Genomic DNA, 21,932 nt, shown 5'->3' with positions numbered 1-21,932 from the left:
CTTCGGTTTGCCCTATTGTAGAGGTCTTATGGAAAAAAACAATACATCCGACTCATCTTACGATTCTCGCCCTTCTATTGCGAAACAGGTGGTATCGGTCCCCAAAAATGATATTGAGAAGAAGGTCCCCACTGCCATCCAAATGACAGATGGGGTTTTGATACCCAATAAGAATGACAACCATGTATTCAATTCCTGGCGAATCACGTTCGCTCTTGCGATCGTTTTATTGGGTTCATTGGTTATCTTCTTTCCCGAACCATATAGGGCAATCTTCCTTGTAGTGATAAAAGGAGCTCCTACTACTTTCCAAGTAACCATCCTTGCGATTCTAGGTGCAATTTTTATTGGTCTGTTCACTGGATTAGGTAGTGTCTCGAAAAGCCGCTTGGTGAATATGATCAGTGGTGTTTATGTAGAATTCATCCGTGGAATTCCTCTACTCGTTCAATTGATTTTCATCTACTATGCAATGGGAAGATTGTTCCAGATTGAAGGAATGTCAGCCGCTGTAGCAGCATTGTCTATCTGTTTCGGTGCTTATATGGGAGAAATCGTAAGAGCTGGTATACAGGCAATCCCAAAAGGTCAGATGGAGGCTGCAATAGCACTCGGATTATCACGCGGACAAGCATTCCGCTATATAATTCTTCCACAGACAATTAAAGTGGTATTGCCCGCAATCGGTAATGAGTTCATTTCCATGCTCAAGGATTCATCCTTGGTCTCAACTATAGCCCTTAGTGATATTCTCAGAAAGGGACGAGAATATATTTCAAGGACCTTTCTCTCCTTGGAGACCATGTTGATTGTCGCACTGGTCTATCTGGTGATAACGCTTTTGCTATCACGTTTGGTAGGAATGCTTGAAGAGAGGTTGCATAGAAATGGCTAGAATACGGATTGAAAATCTTTGTAAGGATTATATCACCACAAAGAAAGAAACTTTACATGCAGTAAAAAACGCATCACTCTCTGTAGAACAGGGAGAGGTGGTTCTTATCATTGGTCCTTCAGGAAGTGGTAAGAGTACCTTGCTTAGGACAATCAACAAATTGGAGATTCCCACCTCTGGCCGTATCTTCATTGACGAGGATGAGGTTACCGGACATGCCGATATACGCAAGATCCGGGAAGAAGTTGGTATGGTATTCCAAAACTTCAACCTTTTCCCTCATTTATCGGTAATGGAGAACATTACACTAGGCCCTATTAAGGTGAAAGGAATGTCGAAAACCAAGGCTGAAGAACTTGGAAAGCAATTGCTTGCAAAGGTTGGCTTATCTGAGAAGGCTGATAGTCATCCCAATCAGCTCTCGGGAGGACAGCAGCAACGGGTGGCGATTGCCCGTGCACTCGCCATGAACCCCAAAGTCATGTTGTTCGATGAACCTACAAGTGCACTAGACCCCGAAATGATCAAAGAGGTCTTGGATGTCATGCTCTCATTAGCAAAATCGGGAATGACCATGTTAATTGTAAGCCATGAGATGGGATTTGCATCAGCTGCAGCAGATCGGGTCATTTTCATGGATGAAGGCGAAATCATCGAAATCGACACGCCAAAGAATCTATTCACAAATCCCAAGTCGGATCGGACAAAACGGTTCTTGGAACATATCCTCTGACCTACTAGTAAGGATGGACTAGGGTAATACAGCAATAGTGATTAAGGACAATGGTAGAAATATATCATTGTCCTTTTTTCATTTTGTCGCTAGTCTACTGGAATGAAATCAAACGAAACATGGTTGACTCGCCATATCACCCTACATAATCATGCGGATGCTGCGGCAGAAAGGGAAAATTCACTAAGCCATGGTCTTGGTGTTCTTGGAGCAGTAGTTTTTTTGTTTCTCGTCGCTACAGGGAGAGAAAACTTTCTCCATGGGAGGACCTGGGTCGGCATGTTGGTATATGCGGCAACTCTGATTCTCCTCTACGCATCTTCGACTCTTTATCATTCGGTTCCTAAAAGTGATGCCAAGAGACTTTTCAGAGTCTTTGATCATGCGAATATCTACCTTCTTATAGCTGGAACCTATACTCCCATATTAGCATTCATAGGTACTACTGTAGCAATACGACTCATACTCTTCGTATGGGCTATCGCAATAGCTGGCATTGTATTCAGTCTCCTTTTCTGGGAGAGGCTCAAACCTCTACATGTAATGTTTTATCTGGGTATGGGATGGATGATTGTTTTCTTCTGGGACAAAATCGTACCCTACCTTCCAGCGGGACTCTTGTGGTGGATATTGGCTGCAGGTATTTTCTATACCCTTGGAGTAATCTTCTATGCGGTAAAGCAAATTCCCCATAACCACATGATCTGGCATATATTCTGCGTCTTCGCCAGTGCAATATTCTGTATTGGATTTATGATCCATCTTACTTCCTAGTTGTTCTGGACAGAGTGCTTGTACATCGCTAAAGTATTGCTATGGGTTCATCACATAAAAAAGATACACAGACATTCGATTCCTTCTACCAATCCATGTATGGCCAAAGATGGCCTACCCTTCGTGAGGCTCTTTTAAAACCCTCCAACCCGATCCCTTTTTCCGAAGGACTGACACAGAGCTACTATTTGGATGAAGCTTCCATTTTGGCAGCTCGAAGTCTTCCTATCTCCGATGGAGATATTGTCTTGGATATGTGTGCTGCACCTGGTGGAAAAACTCTAGTCCTTGCAACCTCGCTGCAGACAAAAGGTCTATTAATCAGCAACGATCGCTCTAGTCAGAGAAGAGGACGATTGAGAAAAGTCGTAGATCACTATCTTCCAGAAGAGATACGTAGTCGAGTTACCATTACCAGCCATGATGCAACAAAATGGGGACTCTATGAACAAGAGCGATATGATGCTGTTTTGCTTGATGCACCATGTTCCTCTGAGAGACATGTACTACAAGATCCGAAGGCTCTAGCCCAATGGAGTCCTTCTAGGACAAAACATTTAGCTATCCAACAATTTGCCATGCTTGCGGCCGCTTTGGAGGCTGTAAAGTTGGGTGGATATATCCTCTATAGCACCTGTAGTATCTCCAGTAAGGAAAATGAAGAGATTATCCAGAAACTAGAGAAAAAAAGGGACGGCCGCTACGAGGAGATTGCCATCGACGGACCTTTTGCTCAAAAACTCTCTCATGGCAGTATCATTCTCCCCGACACAGAGGGAGGACGAGGGCCACTGTACTATTGTCTTATGAGGAAGATCGGATGAAAAAATATCCTATTGTAGCAATTTCCAGATGTGGAACATACCATGATGATGAGATAGATGCAGTTTTGGAAAAACTCTGCAGTATGGCCGATTTCCCCGATATCCTCAATAAACGGGTATTACTGAAACCCAATATCTTGAGTGATGCTGCACCGGAAAAGGCAATAACTACAAGACCGGAAATACTCGCTGCTCTCATCCGTCTCTGTTACAGACGTGGTGCCGACCAAGTTCTTGTTGGTGATTCACCCGGTATCCATGGGCCAAATTTCATACCAAAAACCTCAATGATTGGAGAAGTATGTGAAAAAGAGGGAGCTCAATGGTGTGAATTCGCTAAAGAACCTCGCATGCATAGAATCCCTGGGACGCTAGGACACAAATTGCCATTGCCTAAAATTATGGATGACGTAGATGTCATTATCTCTGTGGCTAAACTGAAAACCCATCAACTCATGTATGCAACGGGTAGTGTTAAGAATCTTTTTGGTATGGTTCCAGGTTTACATAAAAGTGCTTGCCATATGCGATATCCGACCAGAGAATCTTTCGCACGAATGCTAGCTGGACTGTATTCAGTTATAAAACCCCACTACGCTATCATGGATGCAATAGTATCTATGGAAGGCCCAGGCCCAGCGGGAGGTATTCCTCGGCATACTGGACTGTTACTAGCCTCCAATGACCCTACTGCACTCGATGTGGCACAAGCTATCATCATGGGATATCAGCCATTCTCCTTGCCTCTCATACGAGAGTTGCACGATAAAAAGTTATCCCAATGGAATAAGTTGGAAGATATCGCCTACCCTCTTCTCAATCCAGAGAAACTGGTTATCGCCGATTTTAAGAGAATTAAGCAGGAAAAGAGAACCCGTCTATTGATGGCACTTTTCGGTCCATTGGTTTCCCGATTCATTCAATTGAAACACCAACAGAAGGAACCAAAACCATTATTCGACAACGATTTATGTATCCGTTGTGGTCGATGTGTTAAGATCTGCCCTGGAAAAGCGCTTACCCTTGACAAGGACAGAGGTATCGTGGCCGACTATAGCGCATGCATCAGATGCTATTGCTGCCATGAGGTATGCCCAGCAGATGCGATTACCATTGAAAAGAGAAATGGGAGTGGCTCATGGATATCCAGACAATCATAGGAACCGTCATTTTGGGATTGGCACCTATCAGCGAACTCCGAGGGGCAATCCCGTTTGCCTACTTCCGTGGCTATCCTCTTTGGGAAGCGATTCTCTTAGGTGCAGGAGCCAATTTGCTGGTCTCTCCTCTGGTCTATATATTCCTTACCTATTTCCATGGTTTCTTGTATGGGAAATGGAATTTCTATACACGAATTTTCGACCGTACAGTCATACGTGCACGGATGAAACTTGGTCCAAAAATTGAGACCTATGGGACATGGGGTATTATGATATTCGTGGGTATTCCGCTTCCTATCACCGGGGCATGGACAGGGACTCTTGGTGCTTGGGTACTCGGATTGGATCGAAAACATAGTATGCTTGCAGCTAGCGCAGGTGTTATCATGTCGGCGACTATAGTGAGTCTCTTGCTCGTTCTTGGTAAGGGAGTTGGCTCAATCTTTGTAAAAATAGTTTAAATTGGAGTTCTTCTAGTGAAAATTAACATCTCAGCCTCCCTAAATAGGGAACAGGCCTTAGCTGCGTCTACCATAGAGGGACCTGTCTTGATCATTGCCGGTGCCGGTTCAGGAAAGACGAGAATGATTGTATACAGGATCGCACATATGTTGCAATCGAATATTCCCCAGCAATCAATCTTAGCCCTCACCTTCACCAATAAAGCAGCAGCCGAAATGGCCAGTCGAGTACGAATGCTCACCGGTGACCCGCTCGTAGATCTTACTACTTGTACCTTCCATGCCTTTGGTATGAAAGTCCTCAAGAAACACTGCGATCTCCTCGGCTATAAACATAACTTCACTATCTACGATTCAGCAGATCGTGCATCACTCTTAAGAGAGGTTATGTTGGAGGAGGATCTAGACCCGCTCGCGTACGATATCGATGGTATGCTAAACCTCTTCAGTTTAATAAAAACAGGACGAGGAAACTGGCCAGAAGAAAGTTCAAAAATCGCCAGACGTCTCTATGATGACTATAAGGAACATATGCGACTCTACAATGCAGTCGATTTTGATGATCTGCTCACGATGCCATTAGCATTGTTCCATAACTATCCACAAGTACTTGAAGAATATCGATCACAATATAGCCATATCATGGTAGATGAATTCCAGGATACATCACTTGAACAATATTCCATCGTGCACTTGTTGGCAGAGAAAAGTCGGAATATTTGTGTTGTTGGGGACGATGACCAATCCATCTATTCGTGGCGAGGAGCAAACTTTCGGAATATCGAACTTTTCGAATCCGATTTTCCAGAGAGGATTGAAGTTAAATTGGAACGTAATTATCGATCTACCGGAACCATTCTTAAAGCTGCAAATGAGCTGATAGTGAACAATACCCAGAGGAAGAAGAAGTCTCTTTGGACCGAAAGCGATTCTGGAGGTCGTATCGTCATGATGCATCCCCAAGATGAAGAGGAGGAGATTGAATCAATAATCCAGCAAATGCGGAGGATTTCATTTGAGCGACAAATAGGGTGGGACCATTTCGGTATTCTTGTGAGGACGAATCACCTTATTCCACCGATTGAGAATGCACTTATGTTGGAATCGATTCCGACGGCTGTTTCAGGTGGACAGAGTTTCTACGAAAGGAAGGAGGTAAAGGATACGATTGCGTATCTTCGTGTCTTGGCAAATCCTGATGACGATATCGCTCTCTTACGAATTATCAATACTCCAAGAAGAAAGATCGGAAGAGCTACCCTCCAAGTTCTGAGGAATGTCTCTGAATCACACCATTGTTCTCTCTATAGTGCTATTGGAATTATCATAGCTCATAATTCCCCTATCCAGTTCACCAGAAAGGAACCGTTGGAAAATTTTTACCAACTTATCGATACCTACAGGCAAGCTCTCTTTTCGGCTGGAAGAAAAAAAAGCCATGTAATGAAAACCTTGATGGAAGATATTGGATATAAATACCATATTGCAGTAGAACATCCAGGAAATGATCAAGCTGTACTCTGGCGATATAAGAGTGTTGAGACTTTCCTGAGACTCTTTTCCCGTTGGGAACGGGAGGAAGATAATGCAGGAGCATCGATCTATGACTATCTGCAACGACTCTCCTTGGTATCTCGCGATCGAGGAGAGGAGGATACAACTGAAAAAAAAGTAGCACTGATGACCATGCATGCTTCCAAAGGATTGGAATTCGATACCGTATTTCTTGGAGGAATCGAAGACCATATAGTTCCCCATGCTAGAACGTTACAAGAGAATCCTGAAACCCTGGAAGAAGAACGTCGCCTTTTTTATGTCGCGATTACCCGGGCGAGAAGACTCCTATTCATTTCCAGTTGCAAACAGAGAAAAAGAAACAAGGAGATAGTCCCATCTATTCCTTCAAGATTTCTTTCCGAAATACCGACCGATCTTTTCAAAGAACCCGCCCAAAATAGGGAACTACAAAAAGATGAAACGATTGCCGCATTTGAAGCCTTGAGAAAACGACTGGCTCAAAAAGAAACATCCTGACTTTTCTTCTTGTTGACATCGTTTGGCGATAGGCAATATAGTACCACCATGTGTGGTATAGTCGGCTATATTGGTGATCGGAATGCATCGGAATTGTTGGTCGAAAGTCTCAAAAGACTTGAGTATCGTGGTTACGACTCATCTGGATTGGCTCTCATCAGTAATAATGGTATCAGTACAATTAAAGAGGCCGGTAGAATAGCTATTCTTGAAAACCGACTGATGGAATCTCCTATCGAAGCCCATATCGGAATTGCCCACACGAGGTGGGCTACTCATGGAGCTCCTACTACTTTGAATGCGCATCCGCATACCAGTTCGGATGGTTCAGTAGCAGTGGTCCATAATGGGATCATTGAAAACTATCTTGAATTAAAAGAAGAACTTCATGAGCAGGGTATTTCCTGTGTATCTGATACCGATACTGAAGTCGTAGCCCATCTGGCAGCCCTTCTCTGGGATGGGGATGGAGTTTCTACCCTTCGTTCGGTTGTCAGAAAATTAGAAGGCTCTTTTGCGTTAGCGATGCTCCACGTATCCAGCCAAGATGCCATATTTGTTACTCGAAAAGACAGCCCCCTCGTCGTTGGGATCGGTGATGATGAGATGTTCCTTGCTAGCGATGTTACGGCTTTGCTCTCTTATACGAGGAATTTCTACTTTCTTGAGGATTATCATATTGCGAGAGTAGATAGACAGGGAGCGAATTTCTTTGATATGGAGCTCAACAGTATCTCCCTTACTCCGGTAGAGACGACATGGGACCTCTTTGCTGCAGAGAAAGAGGGTTTTGACCATTTCATGTTGAAAGAGATGATGGAACAACCCAAAGTCGTCGTAGATACAATAAGGCCACGTATAACGCATGACAGGAAAGCTGTCAGATTCGATTCCATTGATCTTGACGAGACAAAAATAGGTCAGATCGACAAAATTTTTATTACAGCTTGTGGAACGGCATACCATGCTGGTATGGTTGCGAAATATCTATTCGAGCATATGGCTCAAATTCCAGTTGAAGTAGAGTTCGCTTCGGAATTTCGTTATAGAAAACCTCTTGTAAACCATAGGACACTCGTAATCGTAATAAGCCAATCGGGAGAAACTGCAGATACGTTGGCAGCACTTCGAGAAGCAAAAAAGCTGGGAGCACGTGTGTTGGCTATTGTTAATACAGTGGGGAGTTCGATCGCCCGAGAAGCGGATGATGTTATCTTCACCTGGGCAGGTCCTGAAATCGCAGTAGCTTCAACAAAAGCCTATATAGCGCAATTATCAGTAATACATCTTCTTGCCGTTCACTTGGCGACTATCAGAAGAACCATGAATGCCCTTGAGATTAAAAATTACCTTGAAGAACTTGAACGTATACCAGATAAGATTGATATTATTCTGGAACAACGTGATGTGGTCCGCCAATTGGCTAAACGGTTCGCACATGGCAGCGACATATTCTTTATCGGAAGAGGGTTCGACTACAATATTGCCTTGGAAGGATCCTTGAAACTTAAAGAGATTTCCTATATCCACTCGGAGGCTTACGCAGCTGGAGAACTCAAGCATGGCACTATCGCGCTCATAGAAGAGGGCACATTCGTCGCTGCACTTTGCACACAATCGGAGATGGTGGAAAAAATGATTTCCAATATCAAGGAAGTCAAGGCGCGAGGAGCTCAAGTCCTTGGAATAACCTGTGAACGAACACCCCAAATCTCCCAAGTTGCGGATATGACACTCTATTTACCGGACACTCCAGATGCCTTAGTCCCAATTCTTGCTGTTGTTCCCCTCCAGTTGTTCGCTTACTACTGTGCGATTGAGAGGGGTTGTGATGTCGACAAACCAAGGAATCTTGCCAAGTCAGTTACTGTCGAGTAACATACTCTCTGTCATTTTGAGTCAAGGAGACGACCATGAAAAGCTCTCACGAATATACGTATGTTTCAGTTGAAGAAATTTTTGGAAAGAACTGTTTCAATGAAGCAGCAATGAAAAATTTTCTGGATCCAAACATCTACACAGAGCTACGACAGATACAACATGGTGATAAGGACATGACACCTCAGGTTGCTGAGGCTGTAGCCTCAGCAATGAAACAATGGGCACTCGAAAAAGGAGTAACCCATTATACCCATTGGTTCCAACCTCTTACAGGGTCGACAGCCGAAAAACACGACTCTTTCCTTACCATCGGAAAATCGGGAAAGGTTATCATGGAGTTCTCTGGCAAAGAGTTACTTCAGGGCGAACCAGATGCCTCATCATTTCCAAATGGGGGATTACGGGCAACCTTTGAAGCTCGTGGTTACACAGCTTGGGATACCTCTTCTCCTGCTTTTATAAAAGAGACTGAAGGAGTTAAAACTCTCTATATTCCTACTGCATTTTTTTCCTACAATGGACATGCTCTCGATAAGAAGGTCCCCCTACTCCGATCAGTTGATACCTTGGAGAGACAGACATTGCGAGTCTTGCATGCGCTTGAGCATAAGGATGTTCGCCATATAACCGTTTGCGTAGGATTTGAACAGGAATATTTTTTGGTCGATAGGGATTATTTTGAAAAGAGAATTGATCTTCGTTTGACAGGACGTACTGTTTTCGGGAATTTGGCTGCAAAAGGTCAGGAGTTGGATGACCATTATTTTGGTTCTATTAGCGATCGTGTTACCGTATTCATGAATGAATTGAACTACGAGCTATGGAAAGTAGGTATACCTTCAAAGACTCAACATAAAGAGGTAGCTCCCGGACAGTTTGAAATAGCTGCGATCTACGATGCTGCGAACCTCTCTATAGACCGTAACCAGTTGCTCATGAGAATTCTCAAGTCTGTTGCCCGTAGACATGGGATGAAAGCGTTATTGCATGAAAAACCGTTTGCAGGAGTGAATGGTTCTGGAAAGCACAACAACTGGTCCATTGCTACTGACGATGGCCAGAATCTTCTCTCTCCCGGTGATAGCCCCCAAGAGAATCTCCTGTTCCTCTTGGTACTAACTAGCTTGGTCAAAGCAGTTGATATGTATGCTCCACTGATCAGGGCAAGCGCGGCTACCGCTGGCAATGAACACAGACTTGGACAAAACGAAGCACCACCTGCAATAATCTCCATGTATCTTGGTGAACAACTTTCTGAAATATTGGAACATCTGGTCTCCAATACTCCCTATAAAACTCCAAGTGGAGAAATCTTAAAACTCGGAGTAAATGCTCTTCCAAGCCTTCCAAAGGACATGACTGATAGAAATAGAACATCTCCTTTCGCCTTTACCGGGAACAAATTTGAATTCAGGATGGTAGGCTCATCGCAATCTTTGGCTGGTCCCAATACAATGCTCAATGCTGCTGTAGCAGATATTTTCTGTGAGGTTGCAGACAGGCTCGAAGCTGCCAAAGATAAAAAGAAAGAAATGCTTGAAATTATCCGAGAGTTCTACAGAAAGCATAGACGTATCGTATTCAATGGGAATGGATACTCAGAAGACTGGATACGGGAAGCCAAACATAGAGGGCTACCCAATCTCCCCAGTACCGTAGAAGCATTAGGACAACTTGTTGAACCCAAACATGTAGATATGTTGGAGAGACATTGCATTTTCACTAAGCAAGAACTTGAATCCAGACTGGAAGTGTATGCAGAGATCTATAGCAAGCAGGTAAATATCGAAGCTGGAGTAATGGTGGAGATGACCCGTAGAAGTATCGTACCTGCAGTAACGCGTTATCTGTCAGAACTTGTTGATGACATCCAAAGTCAGAAGAGCATAGGTTTTTCAACACAGGAATTGGAAAAAATTGCCAGCCTTTTGTCATTTGAGCTTAATGAGACGATCAAAGCTGGTGAAGCTCTTCACATCGCTCTTGCCCAAGCACTTGCCATGTCGGACGATACAGTGGGACAAGCCCAATTCTATCATGATGAAGTCCTTGAGAAAATGAAGGACTTACGATCACATGCCGATATGTTGGAAACCTTTACAGATAAGCAGGCTTGGCCTTTTCCAGGATATGAGGAGTTGCTATTTAGACTCTAGTTCTGGATAATACATAGATATGAAACAGAAAATAGTTGTATTGGATGGTTACGCGTTAAATCCTGGAGACCTCTCTTGGGAACCACTTGAAGAACTTGGTGAATTGACTGTCTATGAACATACAGAGTCAAATCAGATAGTCGATCGAATTTCTGATGCTACTATTATCCTAACAAACAAGACTCCCATCAATTCAGATACGATCTCTTGTTGTGATCGTTTAACATATATTGGTGTTATGGCAACCGGTTATGATGTTGTAGATATCGATGCTGCTCACAGAAAAAATATCATAGTCTCAATAGTACCAGCTTATTCCACCTACTCTGTCGCCCAAATGACGTTCGCCCTATTGTTGGAAATCTGTCATCATGTAGGACACCACAACAGAGCAGTCCATAAAGGAAGATGGGTAAAGAATAGAGATTTCTGTTTTTGGGATTATCCTGGAATTGAATTACAAGGAAAAACTCTTGGTATAGTCGGATTTGGTCGTATAGGCTCAAAGGTTGCGGATGTTGCCCTCGCCTTCGGTATGAAGGTCTTAGGCTATTCGCGTAATCCAGACAAGTCTATGGAGACTGACACTCTTGCTTTTGTATCTCTTGAAGAATTATATAGGAATAGTGATATCATTTCGTTCCATGTTCCTGCTAATAAAGAAACTTCAGGTATGGTGAACAAACAAACTATTTCTATGATGAAAGATTCAGTAATATTATTGAATACCGCTCGTGGTTCATTGTTCAATGAGAATGATGTCTACTCCATGTTGGTTTCAAAGAAGATTCAAGCCGTCGGTATTGATGTTCTTTCTAAAGAACCTCCACATACAAGTAATCCCCTATTGGAAGCACCCAATTGTTTTATAACACCACATATTGCTTGGGGAACTACTGAAGCAAGATTAAGATGTATGGAAATAACCTATAACAATGTTTTATCATTTTTACATGATAAACCTATTAATATTATATAACTTTAATTATTTATCATATATTTTTAGTATAGGTATATAGTAATTAATTATAAAGAATTAAAGAAAATTAGAACTATTATTACATTTCTTCAGCATGTTTCTTACTGAATTCTTTTAAGGCAAATCGAATACCCGCCGCCCAACCTAAGCCCATATTGGAAAACATTTCTTCTAATTCTCGTTTGAACGATGGTTCTATCGAAAAGGTAGTAAGAATCTTGTTCTCTTTTTTCGGTTTAGAATCGTGCTTGAATAATTGCTTTGCTTTCTTTGCGCTAAGCGAATCTTCTTGGTCAATAACATCCGGGTTCTTCTTTAATGCCATAATTATCTCCAGATACTTGAATCAATAGTCTTTATAGCTTCGATGGTGACGGGCTTCAGTCCGCGTCCTCTCATTTTATAGAGTTGTGGAGCAATATTCCTTTCCTGTGATTTTCTGAATACAGGATCAACAGGAATCTTAAAAACTGTAAAAGACCCCGATAAGGCAGCTTCAAAAATATCTTTATGCTGCCTAATTCTTTCATCAAAAGAATTAATTATAATCTTGTCATGTTTAACAGGACTTCTCAAATTCTTCTTTATCTTCTCCAGTTCATCTATAAAAATTTCAAGACCATCAAGGCTGAATACTTCAGGTGTCATAGGAGTAATTATTTCATCACTCGCTATCAAAGCAGAACGTTCAAGTTTACCGAGACCTGGTGAAAGATCAAGGATTATCCGATCGAAAGATTGGGAAAGTTCCTTTACCAGATCCTGGAGAACATATGGCTCATCGGCAATTTTTGTTTCTGCATATTGCTTCAGTCCACCGCCGATTCCAAAAGTCGGTAACATAAATAGATTAGGAATTGTAGCAATTTCTACTATGGCTTCTTGTATAAAACATTTTCCTTGCAACACATCAGAAAGCTCCCATTGCAATTCCCCATCATAAAACCATGAAGAGGCATTACCTTGTGGGTCAACATCTACAAGTAGTGTTGAATAACCACTAAGTGCTGATTGGCTTGCGAGAGTTCCCGAAATTGTAGTTTTTCCTACTCCACCTTTCTGAAGATGGAAGGAAATAGTTTTTGACATAGCTATAATTCCTTGACGTATCAAGTATATATCCACTATTGCAATCGTACAAGATATAATATGAATAGATTTATAACTATAACATAATTGTATCAATTTATGTTGCTATCATGTAATTTACATGTATTTATCTATTTTACTTATGTAATATTTATATTTTTTTCATTTATATTTTATATCTTATTTATACATATTTTTATATTCTTATATGGTATTTTCATATATTTTTCATCAAACTTCCATTTAATATTTTTATTGAATTTGTATATTTCTTACCAGAACCTTGGCAAGGTTGTCTCACCTCATACAGCGAAGTGCAATCTTTGATATGATTATATTCTTCCTTTGGCCACAGTAGTGATGCTGAGTCTCAAACAATTATTATTTTGTGTCCAACTATATTATCAAGCTCATACAGGTAATGAATGGTATGCAAGCAAGCTTTTGTTTCCTGCACTCGTTCGGTAATACAAGCAAGCTTTTGTTTCCTGCACTCGTTCGGTAATACAAGCAAGCTTTTGTTTCCGGCACTCGCTCGGCAATGTGGCCACGTTGTGGCCCCGCTGCCCTCGCTTTGTTGGGAAATGAGCTTACCATTAGTAAAAGTAATGCTATTACCTTATATTTAATACATATAATTATATTGAATTATATCAACTCTTTATGTGTTTATATGTATATTTATATGCGTATATACTCTTTTAAAATATAATTTTTATATAGTTTTCATATATTATATATTTGTTTTTATATAATTTTAATTTATATTTCACAGTAACCTGCTATCGTATCACGAAGAAAATACCCACTATCTTTAATGATTCTTGTTTGATTCTTATAGTTGCAATATACAATTCCAAAACGTTTTTCATAGCCCCATGCCCATTCAAAATTATCTATAAATGACCAAACAAAGTATCCTTTCAAAGGTAAACCCATATTGATCGCCTCATTACAGATCATCAAATGCCGACATAAATAATCGATCCTAAATCGGTCATGCACTCTTCCATCTTTGTCTATGTAGTCGTCACATGCACATCCGTTTTCAGTTATATATAATGGTATGTTACCCGCTTCTTCAGTGATCCACGAGAGAACTCTTAACAATGCATTGGGAGTTACTGGCCAGTCTTGACTTGTCGTCTCTTGCCATTGAGGAACAGGGATATATCCTTTAGGATTCTCTGCCGATGCTTTCACTATAGTTTCGTTGTAGTAATTAATTCCAATAAAATCAATCTTTTGGTTAATTTCTTCTAGATCCCCTTCTTTAATAGGAAATCGCCACAAAGGTTCATTTTTTAATTCATCAGGATATTTTCCATGTAAAACAGGATCTGTGAATACTCTATTTTCATATACCAATGCCTTTTTTGCTGCTTCTATGTCTCCACCATTTTTAGTAGCATTACGATGAACGAACAGATTCCAAGAAATACCGATATTACTCTGACCAATAATGTTCCTATGTGCAGTTACGGCCTTCCCATGTGCAAGATTGATATGATGGATTACTCGGACAGTCTCTTCGAGAGAATGGTGTCCAGGAGCATGTTCTCCGATCAAATGTCCCAAATATGCAATACACCAGGGTTCGTTTATGGTAATCCACTTATCTACCAGATCTCCGAATGATTTGAAACAGATAGCCGCATACTCTTCGAATGCATATACCGTATCACGATTACGCCAGCCACCTAGATCTTCAAGTGCTTGTGGTAGGTCCCAGTGGTACAGAGTTGCCACAACTTCGATACCCTGATTTTTCAAAGATTCCATAAGGTGACGGTAATGATCAATTGCCAAATGGTTCGGTTCGCCTACCCCATAAGGCAAGATTCTTGGCCATGCGAGTGAGAATCGGTAGGCTGTAAGTCCGACCTCTTTCATAAGGATTATGTCTTCCATATATCTATGGTATTGGTCAGCTGCAACATCTCCGCTATCACCATGTGAAATATTGCCTTCCACAGAACAAAACGTATCCCAGATAGATGGTTTTCTCCCATCTTCGTCAATAGCCCCTTCTACTTGATAACTAGCCGTAGCAGAGCCCCATAAAAAGTCTTCAGGAAATTGCAGTCTCACGTTCGGCACCTCTAAACTATGTGTGTTACAGAATCTCGGATCACCAATGTCGCTGGTATCCTAATTATCTCTTCCCTATGCTCTCCATTAATATTCTCAACTAACCGATCTGCAGATAACTTTCCCAACATCTCTTTATCTTGCCTAAAGGTAGTAAATCCAGGATTCATATATGCGGTCCATTGAAGATCATCAAAACCGATTACGGACATGTCTTGAGGAATAGTAAGATTACGCTCCTTACATACATCCAAGACTCCCATTAGATAGAAGTCAGCCGCGCAGAATACCGCAGTCATATGGGGATTTTGATTCAATAACTGCATGAATGCATCTCTACCCGCCTTGAAAGTCCACCCTTTTGCTGTCACTACTTGTGATTCATCATAGACGAGTCCACATCGTTCAAGGCCTAATTTGAATCCTCTTTTTCGTTCCTCCCCTGCAGTGGCGATCATTCCTACCGGTCCAGCTATGTGTCCAATCGAACGATGACCCATCTTATAGAGATAATCGACTGCCTCAATACCTGCTGACTCATTGTCTGTTAAAACCGATGTCATAGAGGAGATGATGCCATCGCAAGAAACCATAGGTATATGAGTGGCTGAATGTTTGAACAAGTTAGCGGTCTCAGGAGACACATTAATTAGCAGTAGACCCTCTACCTGTCGGCTAAAAGCGTGAGAGAATAGGCTGTCCCCGATAAATTTGGAAGACTGGGATAAAAATAACAATTCATAACCATGCATCTCCATTTGTCTTTTGAAGGCATCCATAATGGGAAGGAAAAGTGGGTGTTCCAAAGTATCGTGCATGTCACTGCCATAGACAATACCTACCAGCCAAGATTTTTTCATCTTCAATCCCCGGGCATTAACATTAGGTCTATAGCCCATCTCAGCGGCTTTTTTAATAATTTTGTCGCGCATTGCATCACTTACATCACGACGGCCATTGAGTGCTTTCGATACTGTAGCGGGAGATGCTCCCACAGCCTTGGCGATATCGTATATGGTAATTACCCGAGACATAGGCTCTCCTTTCGAAATCGTTTTCGATACTACTATACGGTCGTTGATAAAGCAAGACCCGATTGATAAAAATCGATGATCAATCATTTTTTATGTATAAATATCCACAAATACGATTGACAGGGAGGCCAAGAACTCGCTAGGTTTCCCTATTATAGTTTATGCCACCTGTAGTGTGGTTCCATATTATCGAGAGGAGGAGTAGCATGTGTGGATTCGTTGGCGCTTTCAACATTGCGCAAGACATGGACGTAGTTCGGGAACAAGTTCTGAATATGTCAAAAAAGATCAGACATCGTGGACCAGATTGGTCAGGAGTTCATTGTGCCAATAATTCGATTCTTGCACATGAACGACTTGCGATAGTCGACCCATTCTCAGGTAAACAACCTTTGGTCACAAAGGATGGTAAGGTATCTCTTGCGGTTAATGGCGAGATTTACAACCATCTCGATATCCGAAAACAGTACGCCGACTCTTTCGACTTCATGACTCATAGCGACTGCGAAGTCATCTTGGCGCTCTATCGTGATAAGGGCGTCAATTTTTTTAAGGAAATCAATGGTATCTATGCCTTTGCACTTTACGATAGTGAAAAAGAGATCTTTTTGATCGGAAGAGACCACATTGGTATTATACCCTTATACCAAGGATGGGATGCAGACGGACAATATTATGTAGCTTCAGAATTGAAATCTCTTGAGGGAATATGCACCCATTATGAGGAGTTTCCTCCAGGTTCATATTTCTTAAGTTCCGAATCGGAGCCAAAACGTTGGTATCATCGTGATTGGATGGAATTCGATACAGTCAAAAACCTTACAACAGACATCGATAAAGTCAGGAAAGATCTTGAAGCTGCAGTTAAGCGTCAGTTAATGACAGACGTTCCCTATGGAGTTTTGCTCAGTGGAGGTCTAGATTCATCAATTATTGCAGCTGTAACCATGAAATATGCCAAGAAGCGTGTCGAATCGGAGGACCAGGATGAAGCATGGTGGCCTCAGTTACATAGCTTTGCCATAGGGCTAGAAGGTTCACCAGATCTTCTTGCTGCCAGAAAAGCAGCTGAATTCATAGGAACTATCCATCATGAAGTCCACTTCACCATCCAAGAAGCCTTGGATGCATTACCTGATGTCGTTTATCATCTAGAAACCTATGATATTACTACGATCAGAGCATCTACCCCTATGTACCTGATCGCTCGATTCATCAAATCCATGGGTATCAAAATGGTACTCAGCGGTGAAGGTTCAGATGAATTGTTTGGCGGTTACCTCTATTTCCATAAGGCTCCGGATGCTCAACAGTTCCATGAAGAAACGGTACGGAAATTAAGCAAGTTACATCTGTACGATTGCCTTCGTGCAAACAAATCCTTAGCTTCTTGGGGCGTTGAAGGAAGAGTCCCATTTCTGGATTATGAATTTATTGATACGGCAATGACACAAAATCCCATCGATAAGATGTCCAGTAAAATCCCAGGGAAAGAGCGTATTGAAAAATGGATTTTGCGAGAGGCATTCAAAGATTACTTACCACCTGAAATCGCTTGGCGTCAAAAAGAACAGTTTTCTGATGGAGTTGGATATAACTGGATCGATACACTCCGTAAAATGACTAGTGAGAAAGTAACTGATCAACAATTTGCAACTGCTAAACACCGTTTTCCCATCAACACACCAATGAACAAGGAAGAATACTATTACCGCTCATTGTATGCGGGATTCTTTCCCTCAGAAGCTGCAGCCCGTTGCGTTCCCCATGAAGCATCGGTAGCATGTTCTACGCAAACTGCGTTAGAATGGGATATCGCTTTCAAACAGATGAATGAACCATCTGGTCGTGCTGTCGCTGGCGTACATGACCAGGCATATGTATAAGGAGGACTACCATGATCGCCCCCCAATTTCCAAAAACCTACAAACCATTGATGGATCAGAAACATACCGAAAAAGCCATCAAATTCGTTAAAGACACCTTTGAGAGAGAATTATCTGGAGAGCTTTATCTATCTCGCGTAACCAGCCCACTCTTTGTACCCAAAGGATCTGGTATCAACGATGACCTCAACGGCATAGAACGTCCAGTCTCCTTTCCAGTCAAGAATATGAATAATCTCGATATGGAAATTGTTCATTCTCTCGCAAAATGGAAGAGAATGGCACTTGCAGACTATGGGTTCACTCCTAATACCGGTCTCTATACCGACATGAATGCCATAAGACCTGATGACGACATCGATGCTATCCATTCGATCTATGTTGACCAATGGGATTGGGAAATGGTAATGCAAGATAACCAACGGAATCTTGAATTTCTTAAGACTGTGGTCACCAAGATTTATGGAGCTCTAAAGAGGACAGAATTCCTTGTAGGTGAAATGTTTCCTGCTTGTACACCTTCTCTCCCTGAGGAGATTACATTCATCCACTCAGAAGAAGCATACGAATTGTACCCCAACCTGACGCCAGTCGAAAGGGAAAAGATTCTCGCTGAAAAATATGGAGCGATATTCCTCATAGGAATTGGACATCCTCTTGCTGATGGTGTCTTACATGGTGGAAGAGCGCCCGACTATGACGATTGGTCCACTCCTACTGGGGAGAACCGTTATGGCTTGAATGGGGACATTATTGTTTGGGATTCAGTTCGACAAGATTCGCTGGAATTGTCCTCAATGGGAATCAGGGTAGATCAACAATCCCTTCTCAGGCAGCTAGATATGCGAAACAATAGTGAAAGGAGTAACCTTTACTGGCACAAACGTTTATTAAAAGGTGAATTTCCCCAAACTATTGGAGGAGGAATCGGCCAATCCAGAATCTGTATGGTACTTCTCAAGAAAGCCCATATCGGAGAGGTTCAAGCTTCTGTCTGGCCAGAACAGATTCACCAAGAAGCTGCATCGCATGGCGTAAACTTACTATAATGTATTGTATTGACCTTTGGCTTTCCAGCTCCTACAATCAATCGAAACAGTACATGGAGGAGCTGGAATGCGTATACTGAATTTTGGTTCAACGAATATAGATATCGTTTTCTCGGTTGATCATATTGTCAAACCTGGAGAGACCATTGGAAGCACTTCCATGACACGTTCCACTGGAGGCAAAGGTGCAAACCAATCTGTAGCGGTTGCCAAGGCTGGACAACATGAGATCTTTCATGCTGGCAAGATTGGTCCAGATGGATTATGGATCAAGGATAAACTTGAAAGCATGGGAGTTAGAACCAACCTTATGACCGTTGGAGATACACCTACAGGACAAGCTCTAATCCAGGTAGCTTCAGATGGACAGAATTCTATCGTCCTCTATGCTGGAGCAAATAAAGAATTCACCGAGAAAGAGATCGATCAAGTCATAGACCAGTTCGATAGCGGTGATTGGGTGATACTTCAGAATGAGATTAATAATTTATCGTACATTATCACTCAATCCTCAAATAAAGGTTTGAAGATTTGCTTCAATCCTGCTCCTTTCGATAAGACTGTAGGAGATCTACCACTTGGCAGAATCTCTCTATTCGTGTTGAACGAGGTTGAAGCAGAAGGTTTATCGGGATTGGCTGATCCAACCGAGGCAATGGAATACCTAACCGCAAATTATCCGGATTCTGATTTCATCATTACTCTTGGTGGCGCTGGTGCCCGATTTGGTCGAGGAAAGCATATCCGCCACAGTCACGGAACTTGGAATGTTCCTGTAGTGGATACTACGGCAGCAGGGGACACCTTCATTGGTTGTTATATCGCCAATATTGCAAAAGGTTCTACTGTTGAAGAGGCTCTTGCCAGTGCGAGTGCAGCTTCTAGTATTACTGTCATGAGAAATGGTGCCATGGATTCCATCCCGACCCCGCAGGATTTCGGGATATTGGAATCCTACACCCTTACATAGTAGGCATATACCCCCGACTCTCATATATCTTACGTTGTTGACCGTTGAGTATCTTCTTACACAGACGGATTGATTTTGGTGTAACCTCAACTAGTTCATCATCTTTAATGAATCTGATAGCTTGTTCGAGGCTCATGGTAGAAATAGGAGTCAGAATGACTGCTTCATCTTTTCCCGATGCCCGCATATTCGTCAATTTCTTGGTTCTTGTCGGATTCACAGCCAGATCGACTTCCCTGTTATGTTCTCCAATCAGCATACCTTCGTAGACTGGATCTCCCGGTCGGACAAACAACCTTCCCCGTGGTTCCAAGCCGAACAGAGCATAGGGAACAGCATTCCCAGCCCTATCTGAGACCAGAGAACCGGAAAATCTATCGGGAAAATCGCCCCTATAGGCTTCATAGCCTTTTAGTACAGCATGCATGATACCGGTCCCCTTCGTATCGGTAAGGAATTCATCTCTATAACCGATCAGTGCTCTAGAAGGAATTTCGAATCGCATAGTTACACGACTATCGGAATCATACGTAATATCAAGCATTTGACCCTTCCGCTTAGCCAGTTTTTCCATGACGATGCCACTATATGACTCAGGACAATCGACTCTTAGAAATTCAATCGGCTCAAGCTTTTTCCCGTTCTCATCCTCTTTAAAAATGATAGTAGGTCTACCGACACAAAGCTCGAACCCCTCTCTCCTCATGGATTCCACAATGATAGCAAGTTGGAATTCTCCTCTTCCTTTAACCATGATAGAGTCATCCTCACCACTCTTTTCTACACGAATAGAGACATTCTGCAGAGCTTCTTTCTGCAATCGTTCATAGATCTTGGTAGACTGTACGAAAGTCCCCTCTTTTCCCGCTAGAGGGGAGATATTTTTACTAAATTGCATGGCGACTGTCGGTTCATCTACCGTTATCCTTGGAAGGGCTTTCGGGTAATCGCGTGTACAAATGGTATCACCGATTGAGACCTTCTCTACACCTGAGAGAACGACTATATCGCCCGGTCCGACCGATTCGGTTTCAGTGAAGGTTGGACCGTGATAACACTGCAATCTGGTAACACGCAGTGGAATCCTAATATTGTCGGCTCCAACACATACAAGAGAATCATTCTTCGTAGCAGTTCCATTGACGACTTTACCGATTGCTAACCTTCCCAAGAAATCACTATATCCAAGATCAGAGACGAGCATTTGGAATGGTTCCTCATCATCGTAGGTGGGACCTGGGATTTTAGATAACATGGCATCTAGGAGAGCATGAAGATTACCATCGAGCTCATTGGGCTCAAGCCCGCAAGTTCCTTCACGGCCAATGCAGTAGAGAACAGGAACCTCTAGCATGGATTCATCAGGATGCAACTCTAGAAGGAGGTCGTAAACCTCTTCAAGTACCTCTTGGGGTCTTGCATCCTGTCGATCGACTTTGTTTATAACGATAATTACCGACAAATGGAGATTCAATGCTTTTTGAAGTACAAATCTTGTTTGGGGCAATGGTCCTTCGGCTGCATCAACTAGCAGGACTACACCATCCACCATAGAAAGGCCACGTTCGACCTCTCCACCGAAGTCAGCGTGTCCTGGAGTATCAATGATATTAATTTTTACATCTTTCCAATCGACTGAACAGTTCTTTGCACTTATCGTAATTCCCCGTTCCCTCTCCAGAGCACCCGAATCCATAATCCTATCGGCCATAGATCCATTGGCAAAAAGTCCACTCTGCTTGAACAATCCATCCACCAAAGTAGTTTTTCCATGGTCTACGTGGGCAATGATTGCAATATTTCTCATACTCTTATTTATTTTCAACATAACTGCGCAACTATAGCACATCACCGACATTTGCTATAGTACACGAGCTCTTGTTTGGATATCTTTAGCTAAAGTATCGTAACTCGAT

At 42.2% G+C, this 21,932-nt stretch carries 18 protein-coding genes; 13 read left to right on the top strand and 5 right to left on the bottom strand.

The genetic code is table 11. From position 1 onward, the window contains the following. Positions 1–28 precede the first annotated feature (28 nt). The 10 genes from ACODJP_RS11765 to ACODJP_RS11720 all read left to right on the top strand — a co-directional run bounded on the left by ACODJP_RS11765 (position 29) and on the right by ACODJP_RS11720 (position 11,897). Entirely contained in the window at positions 29–895 is an 867-nt protein-coding gene (locus ACODJP_RS11765) for an amino acid ABC transporter permease (protein ID WP_422481726.1), read from the top strand. Beyond that, complete coding sequence (locus tag ACODJP_RS11760; protein WP_422481724.1) at positions 888–1,628, top strand: amino acid ABC transporter ATP-binding protein; 741 nt, start codon at positions 888–890, stop codon at positions 1,626–1,628. Before ACODJP_RS11765 ends, ACODJP_RS11760 begins: the two co-directional genes overlap by 8 nt. A 102-nt stretch (positions 1,629–1,730) precedes the next feature. Further along, positions 1,731–2,402, top strand: coding sequence for a PAQR family membrane homeostasis protein TrhA (gene trhA, locus ACODJP_RS11755; protein ID WP_422481722.1), 672 nt, complete (start codon positions 1,731–1,733; stop codon positions 2,400–2,402). 41 nt (positions 2,403–2,443) lie between these two features. After that, a complete protein-coding gene (locus ACODJP_RS11750; protein ID WP_422481720.1) occupies positions 2,444–3,226 on the top strand; it encodes an RsmB/NOP family class I SAM-dependent RNA methyltransferase in 783 nt (260 codons plus the stop codon). Then, entirely contained in the window at positions 3,223–4,386 is a 1,164-nt protein-coding gene (locus tag ACODJP_RS11745) for a DUF362 domain-containing protein (RefSeq protein ID WP_422481718.1), read from the top strand. Before ACODJP_RS11750 ends, ACODJP_RS11745 begins: the two co-directional genes overlap by 4 nt. Next, positions 4,365–4,847, top strand: a complete 483-nt coding sequence (locus ACODJP_RS11740; RefSeq protein WP_422481716.1) for a COG2426 family protein — start codon at positions 4,365–4,367, stop codon at positions 4,845–4,847. Before ACODJP_RS11745 ends, ACODJP_RS11740 begins: the two co-directional genes overlap by 22 nt. A gap of 15 nt (positions 4,848–4,862) precedes the next feature. Next, on the top strand, positions 4,863–6,881 hold the full coding sequence (locus ACODJP_RS11735; protein ID WP_422481714.1) for an ATP-dependent helicase: 2,019 nt from the start codon (positions 4,863–4,865) through the stop codon (positions 6,879–6,881). A 48-nt stretch (positions 6,882–6,929) separates the two neighbouring features. Continuing rightward, complete coding sequence (gene glmS / locus ACODJP_RS11730; RefSeq protein ID WP_422481712.1) at positions 6,930–8,759, top strand: glutamine--fructose-6-phosphate transaminase (isomerizing); 1,830 nt, start codon at positions 6,930–6,932, stop codon at positions 8,757–8,759. Positions 8,760–8,794: 35 nt separating this feature from the next. Further along, on the top strand, positions 8,795–10,918 hold the full coding sequence (locus ACODJP_RS11725) for a glutamine synthetase III (protein WP_422481710.1): 2,124 nt from the start codon (positions 8,795–8,797) through the stop codon (positions 10,916–10,918). Positions 10,919–10,937: 19 nt separating this feature from the next. Then, positions 10,938–11,897 (top strand): D-2-hydroxyacid dehydrogenase, encoded by a 960-nt coding sequence (locus tag ACODJP_RS11720; RefSeq protein WP_422481708.1) that lies wholly within the window; start codon positions 10,938–10,940, stop codon positions 11,895–11,897. A gap of 79 nt (positions 11,898–11,976) precedes the next feature. Here the strand turns inward: ACODJP_RS11720 and ACODJP_RS11715 are convergent, their stop codons facing one another. The 4 genes from ACODJP_RS11715 to ACODJP_RS11700 form a co-directional block, all read right to left on the bottom strand. Next, on the bottom strand, positions 11,977–12,222 hold the full coding sequence (locus ACODJP_RS11715) for a hypothetical protein (protein WP_422481706.1): 246 nt from the start codon (positions 12,220–12,222) through the stop codon (positions 11,977–11,979). A gap of 2 nt (positions 12,223–12,224) precedes the next feature. Further along, positions 12,225–12,986 (bottom strand): ParA family protein, encoded by a 762-nt coding sequence (locus tag ACODJP_RS11710; protein WP_422481704.1) that lies wholly within the window; start codon positions 12,984–12,986, stop codon positions 12,225–12,227. 762 nt (positions 12,987–13,748) lie between these two features. Next, on the bottom strand, positions 13,749–15,077 hold the full coding sequence (locus ACODJP_RS11705) for a GH1 family beta-glucosidase (protein ID WP_422481702.1): 1,329 nt from the start codon (positions 15,075–15,077) through the stop codon (positions 13,749–13,751). An 11-nt stretch (positions 15,078–15,088) separates the two neighbouring features. Further along, the gene (locus ACODJP_RS11700) at positions 15,089–16,111 is read right to left on the bottom strand and encodes a LacI family DNA-binding transcriptional regulator (RefSeq protein WP_422481700.1); all 1,023 of its coding nucleotides are present in this window, start codon (positions 16,109–16,111) and stop codon (positions 15,089–15,091) included. A 206-nt stretch (positions 16,112–16,317) separates the two neighbouring features. On the opposite strand from ACODJP_RS11700, the gene asnB reads away from it, so the two are divergent. The 3 genes from asnB (at position 16,318) to ACODJP_RS11685 (ending at position 20,016) form a co-directional block, all read left to right on the top strand. Beyond that, a complete protein-coding gene (gene asnB, locus ACODJP_RS11695; protein ID WP_422481698.1) occupies positions 16,318–17,997 on the top strand; it encodes an asparagine synthase B in 1,680 nt (559 codons plus the stop codon). A gap of 11 nt (positions 17,998–18,008) precedes the next feature. Continuing rightward, entirely contained in the window at positions 18,009–19,046 is a 1,038-nt protein-coding gene (asnA, locus tag ACODJP_RS11690) for an aspartate--ammonia ligase (protein ID WP_422481696.1), read from the top strand. Between the two features lie 67 nt (positions 19,047–19,113). Next, positions 19,114–20,016 (top strand): ribokinase, encoded by a 903-nt coding sequence (locus ACODJP_RS11685; RefSeq protein WP_422481694.1) that lies wholly within the window; start codon positions 19,114–19,116, stop codon positions 20,014–20,016. Here the strand turns inward: ACODJP_RS11685 and typA are convergent. Next, a complete protein-coding gene (gene typA / locus ACODJP_RS11680; RefSeq protein WP_422481692.1) occupies positions 20,009–21,844 on the bottom strand; it encodes a translational GTPase TypA in 1,836 nt (611 codons plus the stop codon). The two genes, ACODJP_RS11685 and typA, sit on opposite strands and share 8 nt — an antisense overlap. Positions 21,845–21,932: the final 88 nt, after the last annotated feature.

Origin of the sequence: Pleomorphochaeta sp. DL1XJH-081 (genome assembly GCF_049310885.1) — a bacterium.
Taxonomy (GTDB): domain Bacteria; phylum Spirochaetota; class Spirochaetia; order Sphaerochaetales; family Sphaerochaetaceae; genus CAYZJV01.
Note: the sequence above shows the minus strand (reverse complement) of the source record. Positions and strands in the feature narration are given on the sequence as shown.